This window comes from Mucilaginibacter sp., assembly GCF_041660805.1.
Lineage (GTDB): Bacteria > Bacteroidota > Bacteroidia > Sphingobacteriales > Sphingobacteriaceae > Mucilaginibacter.
Genome location: NZ_JBAZVP010000001.1, coordinates 392,130 through 406,748 on the forward strand (window position 1 = coordinate 392,130; position 14,619 = coordinate 406,748).

Genomic DNA, 14,619 nt, shown 5'->3' on the forward strand with positions numbered 1-14,619 from the left:
ATTTACCGGCCCGTAAATTACTTATCAGGACATGTCTTTAGCATCAGCCTTATTTAATATCCAGCCGGCAAATTTATTGTTAAGGTTCTTTAAAAACTTAATGTCTTCTTTTTGTGATTTTTTGATGCTCCTGTTCGATTCAAAAACCGCAACTACTTTACTGGCAAACAATAACCACTCTTTTGATTTATTGAGTGATGACAGAGGGGGCGTTTCAATTATAATAATGTCGTACTTAAGTTTTAACTCATTAAACCTGCTACGGATAAAGTTTTCGTCGCTCACTTCAAGCAGGGTAATATCACCGCCATGGTTGCCTATTACATTTATATTGTTTGAAATTGAATCGTAATTATCCGGATTGTTTTTAAAATAATCTTCAAGATATAATTTAGGGTGTGCAGTTTGACTAATAGTTGGGTTTAAAAAGTTGCCATCAATTAATAACACTTTTTTATTGATCATAGAGTAAGAATAGGCCAGGCTTATGGCTAAAACCGTTTTCCCCTCGTGATCGGCCAGGCTGGTTATAGCCAGAATCTTTTCGCCGCGCAATTCCTGGTCAATCTCAAAACGTATTGATCTGATCAGTTCTTTAAACTGCTTCATTTTTTCGCGGTGCTCAACATCCCAAAGCTTTTTAAGATCAAGCGAGCCGCCGCTTATGGTATTTAAATAACCCAGTAATGGCAGCTTGGTGCTGTTTACTAATTGGGCAGGATCTTTTATGGTTTCATCAAAAAAGAATATCACAAACAGTATAACCACACAAAAACTAAAGCTGGCAATACCGCTTAATATGATCAGCAGCATTTTTTTAGAAGGTTCGGCAACATCAGGCGTAGCCTTATCAACCAGCCTTACTTTAACAGAGTTGGCTAACCTAAAGTTGGTTTCATTATACCTGCCCAATGCATCCATGTACTCCTTGGTTGCCATATCAATATCAAATTGAAATTTCTTAACAGTAGCATCAAATGGTACAAGCCTGTTGTAATTGGTACTTATATCACTTAATGCACGGTTGATAGACGAGAGACTGTATTTAGCAAGGTCCCTGGTTATCTCCAGCTGTGTTTTTTGACGAACCAGATCTTGTTTACCAACAAGCGGATTGGTGATATACTGATCTGATGTTTGATTTAACTGTTGCGTTAGCTTTAAACCCAAAGAATCTATTGCAGCTTTATACCTCGGATTAAAATCGCTGCGCACATATCTGTCTGTAAGTAAATGTAGCTGCTCCTGAGTAGTGGTAACCGCGAGGTTATATCTACTAACCGATGCTTCAAGATACTGGCGGTCTTTAGGATCAAATTTTTCATCAATGGCTTTTATTGTTCCGTTATTTGATGCAAGGTCCCTTTCTGCCTGTAACTTACGTTCTTTATACTCAATAGTTTTATCAAAAAGGGCTTTTGACTGATCTTCAAGATTTAAGATCCCGTTTTTTATCTTGTAGATCTTTAAATTATTAATTTTAAAATTTAGGGTATCCCGTTTATCATTAACTAATTTTGATAAATAATCAACCGCGTCATTTTCACTCTTATTTATGGTATGTGTGTAGTAATCAATAAATTCAGTACTTAAGGTGTTTACTACAAATGCCGAGAGCTGGGCATTTTCTGATTCATAACCTATTAATATAAAGTCGCTGTCTTCTTCCCTTACCGCGTAAAGATTTGCCAGTAAAGAACGCTCATCATATTGCATTGACCTAAGCAATTGATTTAATCCATTTTCATCCTTATTGTAAAAGGATAATGATTCAAGTTGTTTGGCTTTATCTGTATATACCTGTAGCGCGTGTTTACGGGCTTCATCGCTTATTGTTGATAAAAGCTTACTGGGTTTCCTGAATGGTACCGGATCAGTAAGGTCATGTATCATCAGCCTGTATGATATTTGGTTAATTAGCTTTTTAAGCTTTATTATCGCTATCAGATTGCTGAACTTATGGTTTAATTGCTGGTCCTGGGCAATCCCGGTAGGGTCAAGCAAATGACTTGATTCATCAACAAGGCCGGTAGCTATTTGTACGGTTGATACATACCTGTCTGCAAGGTTTTTTACCAGGAAAAAAGAAACAATAATTGTTACAAGCGGAATTATTATCAGCAGATTTTTATGTTTCCATAAAACTTTTAAAAAATTACCTAACTCCATCTTATTTAACCTCTTCTAATTTTACACCCAAAATTTCTTCAAGGTTAGCTTTCGCTGTTAGCATGGCCAATTCGGCCTGTACCTTAAATGCGTTTTGATTATACAAACTTGTTAAGGCCTCATTATAAACCAGAAATGTGATCTCGTTTTTTTGGAACGCATATTTTAACTGCCCTACGGCAGTTTCGCCATCAATTACAGCGCCCGAGCGCAACCGTACTTCGGCCTTGGCGGCCAGGTAACCAAAATATAAACGTTTAACCTGCGATTCAATGTTTAATAAATATTCGCTTTGCTGCGCTAACGCTATATTGTAGGTTTCTTTAGCAGCGTGTATGGTATAAGGCTTTGTAAAAAAACGCCCAATGTTTAACGATATACTTAATTGATAACCATTAAAAATGGTTGGCTGTAAAAGATCTTGAGAGTTTCTGGGCTGATATATGTATGATGCTGTAAAAACATCCAGCCATGATACTTTTGCGCCGTTATAGTTGTTTTTTGCCAAATTTACCTGGCTTTGGCGTATTTTCATTTCAGGAAAGTTCCTTTTTGCAGTGGCTATCAGTTTTTCAAGATAAGGGTAATCAACATCAGCAATAAAGCTGGTTGCCTGTGCATGTGACCGTGTAGTGAATGTAAAGCTAAGTAATATAATAGCAAGTAATTTTAATGTAGTATTCATTCTTCTTATTAAACTTTCTCTTTTTGAAACAAAGCGGGAACCGTTCCGACTATGATTTTCAGATCAAGCCAGAAGGAATATTTTTGGGCGTAAAAGTTATCCAGTTTTTTTCTTTCCCGCTCAGACATGTCTTCTTTTCCGCGTTTGCTTATCTGCCATAAACCGGTTAAACCGGCCGGCCCTAAAAAGCGCATTGACCACTCATTTGAAGTAAGCATCTCGGCCTCATAAACCGGCAAAGGCCTGTTTCCCACTACAGACATGTCTCCTCTTAAAATATTAAATAACTGCGGTAATTCGTCTAAGCTTGAATTGCGTAAAAAATTTCCAAGTTTTGTAATTCTTGGATCGTTCTTGATTTTTACAAAGGCAGATTTGGTAGTGCCTTCTTCTTCAACACTATATTGGTTATTTGTTTCAGATAGCTGCGCCAATAGCTGGTCAGCATCGGTACGCATTGATCTGAACTTATAAAAATCGAATACCTTGTATCCTGTACCTACACGTTTACTTTTATAAAAAATAGGGCCCTTTGAATCTAACTTGATCATTATTGCTACAATCACTAATACAGGCAGCAAACAAATAAGCATCATTGACGATATAAAAAGATCAAGAAAGCGCTTACCTGCAGGCATTTTGTATGTAATATCAACTTCTTTTGAAAGTTCAAGCAACCGGGGTCTTATTAGTTTAAACTTAACCAAAAAGTTAAGCCTTTCCCTTAAGTCAGAGGTTGAGAAAGGATAGGTGTAAAAATCATGCAGTTTCATCTGCATGGCCTTTTGTACCAATTTTTTATCCTTATGGGTTGATATCATTACAATGATAAGCCCGTTCATCAGGAAGTTGGTCCTGAGCCTTTCAACCAGCTGAAAACATTTCTCATCCTTATCAACCTCAACTAAAATAATATCAGGTATTGATAAAATGGATTGATTGCCTAAGTAGTCTTCAAGATTTTTAAGTGTTTCATTAAAGGTGATCCGGAAGTTTCCACTCAGATCATTAGAAATCAAGTCTTTTAATTCCAGTCCTGCATATGCAATACTGATTTGTGCGCCTGAATTTTCATTCCAATCAGTTGCTGTCTGATGCATCATAAACTTGTAAGGCTTGATTTATTGCTGTTTTTAATGTTGTTGGATTGAAAGGCTTGTGTATGTAAGCCTCCACTGTAAATGGCATATGCGCTACCTGCTCTTCAAGATCATGAGCGGCAGAAAGCAGTATAACAGGGATATTCCGGTAAAAGCCACTTATTTTAACATTCTTCACAAATGATTGACCGTCAAAATAAGGCATTTGCAGGTCTGATATGATCAGTTTAGGCATGTTGCCATCTTCTAACCACCCAAATGCTTCAATACCATTATTTTTGACAACTATCTCATAGTCCTTTGACAGAATAAAGTTAAGTAGTTTTAATATGCTTAAATCGTCATCAACAATAAGTAGTGTTTTTTTCATTCTGATGCTTTACCGTGTTATACTATAAATATGCTGTTTATTAATGGAAAAAGCTAAAAAATATCATTCTTGCCACTATTTAGAATAATATTAAGTATCCTATTTTTTTGTTGAGCCAGCCAGAGATACTAATATTATCAATTCAGTTTTTTTATCTAAAAGTATACTAAATTATTCGCAAGTAAATTTAATTCTATCACCAGTATCATAAATGTTAACAAATAATGATATTGTGGGGTTTTTAATCCAAGTTTACGTAACACACTGTAATTAAGTTTCTGGTTATGCAAAAATATTTTGTAGGGATAGATCTGGGTACCGGCAGCACAAAGGCTGTAGCGGTTGATACTGGAGGGAATACCCTTTTTACAGCCCAATATCACTATGTAACCAACCATCCCCAACCCGGCTACAGTGAACAAAACCCATGCCTTATATGGCAGGCGTTTATTTCATGTATAAATGATATTACCACAAAGTTAGGTGCAGAGCCTGTTGCAATAAGCCTAAGTGCTGCTATGCACAGCATTATGCCGGTAGACAGGGATGGAACGGCCCTTGCCGATGCCATTTTGTGGGCCGATTCCAGAAGTGGGGATATTGCACAAAGTATCCGCATTTCTACACAAGGTGAGGATATTTATCGCCACACGGGCACAGCAATATATGCCATGTCGCCCTTGTGCAAGCTTATTTGGCTGCGGGAGAACAGCCCTGATTTGTTTAATGAGGCCTATAAATTCATATCTATAAAAGAGTATATCTGGCACAAACTTTTTAATGTATTTGAGATAGATTATTCCATGGCTTCCTCCACCGGCTTATTTAACATTTTAGCCCTTAATTGGTACGATAGATCGTTAGCACTGGCTGGTGTGGATAGCGGGAAGTTATCTCAACCAGTCGATACAGGAACTTTTCGTTCTTTAACAGATGCTAACAAATTATTGCCGGATATTTCCCAAAAAACTCATTTTGTGATAGGCGCCAGTGACGGGTGCTGTGCTAACCTTGGCGGTAATGCTGTAAGGCCCGGAATTGGCGCGTTAACCATTGGTACAAGCGGCGCAGTAAGGGTAGGCAGCAGTACCCCAATTTATAACTATGAAGCCATGACCTTCAATTATTTGCTTAACAAAAAAACATTTATTTGTGGCGGGGCTGTAAACAATGGCGGTGCCGCGGTAGATTGGCTCCTGAAACATTTTTTAAAACTAACCAACATTACCGGCGAAACCTACAAAGCTTTATTTAAGGATATTGAAACTGTAAAACCCGGCAGCAATGGCCTCATATTTTTGCCATACCTGTATGCAGAGCGTGCGCCGGTGTGGGATTCAAAAAGCTCGGGCGCGTTTTTAAATATAAACCCTAACCATAGCCAGCCGCATTTTTTAAGAGCGGCCTTAGAAGGGATTTGCTTTGCGCTGAATGATGTTTTAAAAGCGGTAGAAGGCTGTTCGCAACCAATTGAAGAGATAGTGATAAGCGGAGGTTTTATATCGTCGCCGGTATGGGTACAACTACTGGCAGATGTAACCGGCAAAAAACTGATAGTACAGCAAACGGATGATGCATCGGCCGTTGGCGCTATATATTTAGCAATGCAAGCCCTGCAAATTGATATTGAACCAATACATGCACGAGAAGCGAAGAATAGGGTAGTGATAGCTCCTGATATGGCCAGCCACCAGGTTTACAGTAAAATATTCCCGGTGTATAAAATGCTATATCTGAACCTGAAAGAATCTATGCACCTGATGCATGACTTAAACAATTAACGGATCATAACACCGGGTTTATTTATAACCGGCAATTTTATAAAGTTGTCATCAACAATGCTTTCCGGCAAAAATATGAACTTCTTATCGAAGATCTCGCGACCGATGTAGTAGCTTAACCAGTACTCGTTATTCAGCCCGAAAGTTTGCTCATCAATAGGTTCTATCAGCTTAAAAGAATTGGGCTCAACCAACGGGAATGCATGGCGCAGGGTAGAGGTTTTTACAGGTTCACCATCTTTTTCACCATAGCCTTTTGAGGTGATCAATACGTTTTCTAAAGGTACTTTCTTAAGATTTATAAGGTACACATACCAAATCTTACTTTCAATATTTTCACTTTCCAAAGCAACTGCAATGGCAATATCTTTTACTACGTTAGCTGGAAGGTCCTTAATCATATTGTATTAGTAAATGGTTGATTAAGTTGATTGGGTGAATAGTTGAATTATTCTAAACCATTCACTATTCATTCACTCAACTAATAACTTACTTTTTCTTCGCAACTGCCTTTTTCTTGGCCGGTGCTTTTTTGGCGGCCGGTTTTGCAGCAGGTGCAGCTTTACCAAAACGTCCTTTTTTAGCATCCTTAGGCATGGCATCAGCCAGTGCCTTGCATTCTTCAAAAGTTAAGGTTAAAGGGTCTTTATCCTTAGGTATTTTAACGTTCAGCTTTCCAAATTCAATATACGGGCCCCAGCGTCCGTTTAAAACTTTCACGGTTTCGTCTTCGTCAAAGGCCTTTATCAGCTTTTCAGCATCTTTTTTACGTTTGGCATTAATCAGTTCAATAGCTTCTTCTTCAGTAACATCAAGCGGATCAATTTCTTTTGGTAAAGAAACAAATGCACCGTTATGGCTAATGTACGGTCCAAAACGGCCAATAGCCACTTTCATTACCTTACCTTCATATTCACCAACAACTTTGGGCAGCTTAAACAGTTCAAGCGCTTCTTCTAAAGTAATGGTTTCTATACTCTGGCCGGTACGAAGGCTCGCGTATAGCGGCTTTTCTTCCCCATTTTCTTCGGTAGCATTTTCACCAATTTGTACAAACGGACCGTAACGGCCAATACGCACCGACATTTTTTTACCACTCTCCGGGTGTACGCCTAATTCGCGTTCGCCGGTTGCTTTGTCTGCCGTTTCAATGGTACTTTGTACATCCTTATGGAAAGGATCATAAAAGGCACGGATCATTTTTGTCCATTCCTGCAGGCCCTGAGCAATCTCGTCAAACTGTTTTTCAACGCTGGCGGTAAAATTAAAATCAACAATGCCCTGAAAATGCTGAACCAAAAAGTCATTTACAACAGCACCAATATCAGTAGGGAATAGTTTGCCACGTTCGGCACCGGTATTCTCTGTTTTCTCTTCTTTGGTAATGTTTTCACCCTTTAAGGTTAGCACGCGGAAATTCCTTTGACGGCCTTCGCGCTCTTCTTTAACCACGTAACCGCGGTTTTGTATGGTTGATATGGTAGGGGCATAGGTTGATGGGCGGCCTATACCTAATTCTTCTAATTTCTTAACTAAACTTGCCTCGGTATAACGTGCCGGCGGGCGCGAAAATCTTTCTGTCGCGGTTAACTCTTGTAAATCTAAAACCTGTCCTTTGGTTAAAGGCGGCAGTATCGCGTTTTCGCCATCGGCTGTTTGGTTGTCCTCGTCCTCGTCGCTGCTTTCCAGGTATACTTTCAGGAAACCATCAAACTTCATTACTTCGCCGTTGGCAACTAATTCTTCTTTACGTGTTGATATACTGATCTTTGCAACGGTTTTCTCAAACTGCGCTTCGCTCATTTGCGAGGCTATGGCACGTTTCCATATCAGTTCATATAAACGTTTTTCTGACCCGTCGCCATCAATAGTATGCTTATCAAAGTAAGTTGGGCGGATGGCCTCATGCGCTTCTTGTGCACCGGCGCTTTTTGTTTTATATTTTCTTTGCTGATGATATTTATCGCCGTAGGCAGATACAATTTCGGCAGCAGCGGCATTTAAAGCGGTATCAGATAAGTTTACCGAATCTGTACGCATGTAGGTAATATTACCAGATTCGTACAGCTTTTGTGCCACCTGCATGGTACGTGCTACCGAGTAACCTAATTTACGGCTGGCTTCCTGCTGTAAAGTTGAGGTGGTAAATGGTGCGGCAGGTGAACGCTTTGCAGGCCTGGTTTCTAACGATTTTATATCAAAGATGGCCTTAACACAATCCTGTAAGAATTTTTCGGCATCTTCCTGTTTGCTAAAGCGTTCAGGCAATTCGGCTTTAAAAGCATTTCTGCCTGTACCAAATATGGCTACTACTTTAAAAGCAGCCTCTGATTTGAATTTATTTATCTCGCGTTCGCGGTCAACAATTAAACGTACCGCAACAGATTGTACACGGCCTGCTGACAGTGATGGTTTAACCTTTTTCCATAAAACCGGAGAAAGTTCAAAGCCAACCAGCCTGTCTAAAACGCGGCGGGCCTGCTGTGCAAAAACCAGGTTATAATCTATTTTACGTGGGTTTTCAATCGCATTCATTATTGCCGGCTTAGTTATCTCATGGAAAACAATGCGACGGGTATCCGGCTCTTTAAGGCCGAGGGTTTCAAATAAGTGCCATGATATAGCCTCTCCTTCGCGGTCCTCATCGGAGGCAAGCCATACAATGTCTGCTTCTTTAGCTAATTTTTTTAATTCACTAACCACCTGCTTCTTATCGGCAGGTACTTCATAGCGTTGTGTGAAGTTATTGTTGATATCAATAGCATCTTCAGACTTAACAAGGTCGCGAATATGACCGTAACTTGATTTTACGGTAAAGTCTTTTCCAAGGTATCCTTCAATTGTTTTGGCTTTCGCCGGTGATTCAACTATTAGTAAATTTTTAGCCATTTAAGCATATTGTTTTTTGCAAAGAAAACATAAAATGCGATAGAAACGCAAATTTGTTTTTTTGTTGGGGTGTTATTATAGTAAAATGAGTAGTGATAAAAATGTTTTATAATAGCAGATTTGATACACCATCATGCGTCTTTGTGAGTTTTAAAATCCGAGGCCTGAAGGGGAAATGACATTTGCCGGGGTCATCCTGAGCTTGTCGAAGGACGTGCGCAAAGGCCCACCCCGCAATGCTTCGACAAGCTCAGCATGACCCAATTAAACTAAATATGTCATGGGTAGGTACGAAGCAATTTCCCGATAGGTTGTTTATTACCTGCAAATCGTCTACGCAAAGTTCTGAGATTGCTTCGTGCCTTGCAATGACGCGTATGTAAAGCATTGCATAAAAAGAAATAATTATATCAGGAAACCGCCGCCTAAGAGGTCGTTGCCTTCATAAAACACGGCAGACTGGCCCGGCGCTATGCCCGATACCATATGATCGAAAGATACTTTCATGTGGTCGCCTATCTGCTGGATCTTGCTTTCTGTACCGGCATCCTTATAACGTATTTTGGTTACGGCTTCTAATGGCTCGGTAATGCTTTCGTATTTTACCAAATTGAGGTTGCGTACCCAGGCTTCTTTCTTTTCCAGTTCTTCAATAGTACCTAACACTACGGTATTGCTTTCCGGCTTAATTTGGGTCACAAACATTGGTTTGCCCAATGCAATGCCCAGGCCTTTACGCTGGCCAATGGTATAAAATGGATATCCCTGATGCTTGCCTACTAAGGTGCCGTCAGTTAATACAAAATTACCCGGGCCAACACGCTCGTCAAGGTCTTCAACTTTATGCCTCAGGAATGATCTGTAATCGTTATCGGGCACAAAGCAGATCTCGTAGCTTTCGCTTTTACCCGCCAGTTCCAGCTGACCCATATCCACAGCCATCTGCCTTATTTCGGGCTTAGAGAAACTGCCTAAAGGGAATTTAGTACGTGCAAGGTTTTTTTGAGATACCCCCCACAGTACGTATGATTGATCTTTATTTTCGTCTTTACCTTTTGATATCACATACCTGCCGTTATCCTGTAAACGGATGTTGGCATAATGCCCGGTAGCTATAAATTCGCAATCCAGTTTATCGGCGCGTTTTAATAATGCTTCCCATTTAATGTGGGTATTGCACAAAACGCATGGGTTAGGTGTACGACCGGCAAGATATTCATCAACAAAATTGTCAATAACAAAATCGCCAAACTCATTGCGGATATCCAATATATAATGCGGAAAGCCATAACCAACGGCTAATGCACGGGCATCATTAATGCTATCCAGGCTGCAGCAGCCTGTTTCTTTTGAGCTACCGCCAGATGCGGCGTAGTCCCAAGTTTTCATGGTAAGCCCGATAACTTCGTAGCCCTGCTCGTGCAGCATCACTGCCGCTACCGAACTATCAACTCCGCCGCTCATCGCCACTAATATTCTTCCGTGCTTACTCATATTGGGCGCAAAGATACGGCTTTCCTGTTTATATAGGTTAGGTGTTGGGTCAGAGGATGGTAAAATGAAGTTTGTTTGATATTTGCAGAGGTAGGGTAGTCCCTATCGGGACAAAGGAGGTTTCTTGCGATGTTTGCTACAAAGCGGTAGCCCCGCCGGGGCAGATAGCGATGTTTTAAATGTTCTGCTTTAACTTTCGTGCCGCGGGTGCAACCGCTTTGTAATAGGGTAGTCCCTCCGGGACAAAGAAGGTTTCTTGTGATGTCTGCTACAAAGCGGTAGCCCCGCTGGGGCAGATAGCGATGTTTTAAATGTTCTGCTTTAACTTTTGTGGCGTAGGTGTAACCGCTTTGTAATAGGATAGTCCCTACGGGACAAAGAATGTTCCTTATGATGTTTTTGCTATAAAGCGGTAGCCCCGCCGGGGCAGATAGCGATATTTAAATGTTATTTGTAAACTTCGTACGCTGTAGGTGCGGCTGCTTTGTAATAAGGTAGTCCCTCCGAAACAAAGGAGGTTTCTTATATGTTTGCTACAAAGCGGTTGCCCCGCCGGGGCAGATGGCATTTTTAAAATACGTACACATTACCGGATGGGGTATAGAGATGTTTTAACTATTTTTACACCTTTTTGCGCCGTAGGTGCAACCGCTTTGTAGAAAAACGGAACAAGATATTTTTGCGCCGTAGGTGCTATCCATCTTCTATGAAATAAAAAGAGAATGAACCGCTAATACTTAATGTATATTATTCCATTTAATTCCTGTACAGGATATATGGCTATATTTTCTTTAGCCGGACCTGCTTTCACAACACCGGTGCTGCAATCAAACTGCGACCCATGCCAGGGGCATTGAACCGTTCCGCAAATCATTGTTCCCCCGGCTAAAGAACCCCCTCTATGGGTGCAACGGTCATCAAAAGCGAAATACCCCGAATCCGTTTTTCCAAGAACTATCCGTTTAGTGCCAATATGAATGAGCTTCATCTGATCGGTCTTTAACTCATCGGCGGTTGCAACCTCAATTAACCCTTTATTATCAGCTACGTGAGTTTCGTTCCATTTGCCGGCGCCGGCATACCTGATATCAACCCCTATCTGATTTCGGTAAGCTAAAGTCCCGCCAAGCCACCCCGAAATAAACAGCATAATAACGCCTATAGCTTCTAAACCAATAATTAATGTTGTAGAAGAATTATCACGAAGTACATAGGCTACGGCAAATACAACGACTAATGAAATGTTTATTAAACCATGCAGTGCCGCACGTTTTTTGCCGGAACTATTGGGAGGTACTGTTTTAAAATAATCAATAACCCCGGGTATAGCAGCAATAATTGCGGAGACAATTCCGGCTATTTCCAGGTATCCGGCGGTTTGCCGGTAACTTCTATTTCCACTTGTGATATGTAAAATGTCAAACAGGAGCGTCCCTATCAAAAATGCGATTGGAAATGGTATAAGTATAGGATGTATTGGGTGGCCCTTTATACTTGCTTTACTTCTCATTTTTAAGGAGTTAAATACAGTAGTATAAAAAATAGCCGCCTACTTTTGTTTTAACAGAAGGTTAAAAAACTATGGATTCCGTACCTGTCCGTTCCCCTTTACAATCCATTTATAACTGGTGAGCTCTTCTAAACCCATTGGGCCGCGGGCATGCAGCTTTTGTGTGCTGATGCCAATTTCGGCGCCCAAACCAAACTGGGCACCATCTGTAAACGCGGTTGAGGCATTTACGTAAACCGCCGCGGCATCAACCTGGTTTAAAAATGTTTCGATATGGATTTCATCTTCAGATATAATAGCCTCACTGTGTTTGGAGCTGTTAACGGCAATGTGATTCAGTGCTTCATCAAGAGTGTCGACCGTTTTGATAGCCATTTTCATGGACAGGAATTCTGTGCCGAAATGTTCTGGTTGCGCTTCATATAACAACCCGGCCGGATAGATGCCATCCAATATGCCGTAAGCGGTTTTATCGGCGTACAAGGTCACTTGCTTTTCGCCAAGCGGCTCTACTATGTGCACAAGGTCGCCCAGGCGTTTACTGTTGATGATAAGGCAATCCAGCGCGTTACAAACGCTTACACGCCGTGTTTTAGCATTATCAATAATTGCGGTGGCCTTATCCAGATCGCCGGTTTCATCAAAGTAAGTATGCACAATACCGGCACCTGTTTCAATTACCGGCACTTTGCTGTTACCGCGTACGTAATTGATGAGACTTTGACTGCCACGCGGGATCAATACATCTACATATCCAACAGCATTTAAAAGAGCTTCAGTCGCTTCGCGCTCTACAGGCAACAGGGTAGCAACATTTACATCAATATTATGTGCCAACAGCACCTGATGAATGATTTTGATAATAGCCCGGTTAGAATTATCTGCATCGCTGCCGCCCTTTAATATGCTGATATTACCAGTTTTAAAGCAAAGCGCAAATACATCAAAAGTTACATTTGGCCTTGCCTCGTAAATTACACCAACAATGCCCAGTGGTACCCTTACTTTAGATATATGCAGGCCATTAGGCAGTGTTTTATCTGAAAGTACAGTTCCAAGCGGACTGCTCAATCCTGCCACGCTTTCAATATCACCGGCAATAGCTTTTATACGTTCGGCAGTAAGCGTAAGCCGGTCGTATTTAGGATCGGCAGGATCCATGCGCTCCAGGTCTTTTTTATTTTCCTGCAGCAGGTAGTCGGTTTGCTCAATGGCGGCTTTTGCCACATCAAGCAATACCCGGTCAATTACAGCAGGGGATAAGACCTTACCACGTGCTGCCGTTAATGCATCCTCAAAATATTGTTTATATGCCATTTTATCCCTGTAAATAAAGGTAATCATAATGCACCAGTGGCCGCTGATTTTTTTGACCTGTCCACTCACGTGCCTTTTCTGAACTGTATTCTGCCAGGCCAAGCCCAACCAGTTTATTATTTTCGTCGATGATCTTGATGATCTCGCCCTTTTTAAAGTCGGATATTATATTAATTATGCCAACCGGCAGCAAACTTGATGCTTTACTGGAGGTTAATGCCAACTTTGCACCTTCATTTACCTGTACAACACCTGTAGCCGCTGTTTCTGAATGTGCGATCCATTTCTTTTTACCTGATGCTTTTTTCCTGGGGATAAAACGCGTGTGGCTAACTTTATTATCCAAAACATCAGTCAGTATATTTTCTTTTGTGCCATTGGCAATGTGCACCGCTATACCCAGTTTAGCCACCTTATGCGCAATGGTAGATTTGGTGATCATTCCGCCACGCCCAAACTGCGAGCGGCCCGAACTTACGAAAGATGAAAAATCGATACCGGCTTCGGTCACTTCGTTGATCACTGCTGAGCCCGGTAATTTTGGGTCGCCATCGTAAATGCCATCAACATTGGTAAGCACAATAAGGGCCTGTGCATTCAGCATAGATGCTATTAAACCGGCAAGCTCATCATTATCAGTAAACATTAATTCTGTTACCGATACCACATCATTTTCATTGATAACGGGTATTACCTGGTGTTGCAGCAAAATCTCCAAACAGTTTTTCATGTTGAGGTAATGCAGCCTGTCCCTGAAATCCTCTTTGGTAACCAACACCTGCGAGCAAAGGATGTCAAACTTTTCAAACAGGTGGGAGTAGGTATTAATTAATTTTACCTGCCCTATAGATGCCAGCAATTGGCGTGTAGCCACTGCATCGAACTTATCGGTGACTGTTATCAGGCTCCTGCCGGATGCTACCGCACCGGAGGAAACTAAAATAACCTCCTTGCCTTGTTTTTTAATAGCGGCAATTTGGTTCACCAAATGTTCAATCCGTTCCACATCCGGCAAGCCGTTTGGTTTGGTTATAACGTTTGAACCTATTTTAATAATTATCCGCTGGTATTTGAAAGCCATTAATGTATATGGGTTTAGTCGTCAATATTACTGATTTACTGCTTAATTGAGCACGTTTTTAGTATTATTTTCAAAATAATATCATTTTTATTTGGTAACAATAAAAGATTTAATATTTTTGTCTACTTATTCTATAGACAATGTATTATTTAACTATATATTCATTAACTCAAATGTCACGAATGCAGGGCCTAACTGCATGCTGTTGTTGCTAATTCCCTCT

General features: G+C 40.7%; 11 protein-coding genes. 1 reads left to right on the plus strand and 10 read right to left on the minus strand.

Annotated elements, in window-relative coordinates:
• Positions 1 to 24: 24 nt before the first annotated feature.
• Genes WC743_RS01810 through WC743_RS01825 form a run of 4 tightly spaced genes read right to left on the minus strand, consistent with a single transcriptional unit; the run spans position 25 to position 4,324 of the window.
• Positions 25 to 2,169 carry a GumC family protein gene (locus tag WC743_RS01810; protein WP_373010022.1) on the minus strand — a complete coding sequence of 715 codons (2,145 nt, stop codon included), beginning with the start codon at positions 2,167 to 2,169 and terminating at the stop codon, positions 25 to 27.
• 1 nt (position 2,170) lies between these two features.
• Positions 2,171 to 2,854, minus strand: a complete 684-nt coding sequence (locus WC743_RS01815) for a TolC family protein (RefSeq protein ID WP_373010023.1) — start codon at positions 2,852 to 2,854, stop codon at positions 2,171 to 2,173.
• A gap of 8 nt (positions 2,855 to 2,862) precedes the next feature.
• Positions 2,863 to 3,957: a sugar transferase gene (locus WC743_RS01820; protein WP_373010024.1), complete on the minus strand. Its 1,095-nt coding sequence runs from the start codon at positions 3,955 to 3,957 to the stop codon at positions 2,863 to 2,865.
• The gene (locus WC743_RS01825) at positions 3,935 to 4,324 is read right to left on the minus strand and encodes a two-component system response regulator (protein WP_373010025.1); all 390 of its coding nucleotides are present in this window, start codon (positions 4,322 to 4,324) and stop codon (positions 3,935 to 3,937) included. The genes WC743_RS01820 and WC743_RS01825 overlap by 23 nt, the downstream gene beginning before the upstream one ends.
• 284 nt (positions 4,325 to 4,608) lie before the next feature.
• On the opposite strand from WC743_RS01825, the gene WC743_RS01830 reads away from it, so the two are divergent.
• Positions 4,609 to 6,105 carry a gluconokinase gene (locus tag WC743_RS01830; protein WP_373010026.1) on the plus strand — a complete coding sequence of 499 codons (1,497 nt, stop codon included), beginning with the start codon at positions 4,609 to 4,611 and terminating at the stop codon, positions 6,103 to 6,105.
• On the opposite strand, the gene WC743_RS01835 is transcribed toward WC743_RS01830, so the two are convergent.
• From WC743_RS01835 to proB, 6 genes are all read right to left on the minus strand, one after another.
• The gene (locus tag WC743_RS01835) at positions 6,102 to 6,506 is read right to left on the minus strand and encodes a hypothetical protein (protein WP_373010027.1); all 405 of its coding nucleotides are present in this window, start codon (positions 6,504 to 6,506) and stop codon (positions 6,102 to 6,104) included. The two genes, WC743_RS01830 and WC743_RS01835, sit on opposite strands and share 4 nt — an antisense overlap.
• 88 nt (positions 6,507 to 6,594) lie before the next feature.
• Complete coding sequence (topA, locus tag WC743_RS01840; RefSeq protein WP_373010028.1) at positions 6,595 to 8,994, minus strand: type I DNA topoisomerase; 2,400 nt, start codon at positions 8,992 to 8,994, stop codon at positions 6,595 to 6,597.
• 405 nt (positions 8,995 to 9,399) lie between these two features.
• Entirely contained in the window at positions 9,400 to 10,488 is a 1,089-nt protein-coding gene (mnmA, locus tag WC743_RS01845; RefSeq protein ID WP_373010030.1) for a tRNA 2-thiouridine(34) synthase MnmA, read from the minus strand.
• 730 nt (positions 10,489 to 11,218) lie between these two features.
• Positions 11,219 to 11,998: a DUF2231 domain-containing protein gene (locus WC743_RS01850; RefSeq protein WP_373010031.1), complete on the minus strand. Its 780-nt coding sequence runs from the start codon at positions 11,996 to 11,998 to the stop codon at positions 11,219 to 11,221.
• 69 nt (positions 11,999 to 12,067) lie between these two features.
• Complete coding sequence (locus WC743_RS01855; RefSeq protein ID WP_373010032.1) at positions 12,068 to 13,315, minus strand: glutamate-5-semialdehyde dehydrogenase; 1,248 nt, start codon at positions 13,313 to 13,315, stop codon at positions 12,068 to 12,070.
• A gap of 1 nt (position 13,316) precedes the next feature.
• Positions 13,317 to 14,396, minus strand: coding sequence for a glutamate 5-kinase (gene proB, locus WC743_RS01860; protein WP_373010033.1), 1,080 nt, complete (start codon positions 14,394 to 14,396; stop codon positions 13,317 to 13,319).
• Positions 14,397 to 14,619 lie beyond the last annotated feature (223 nt).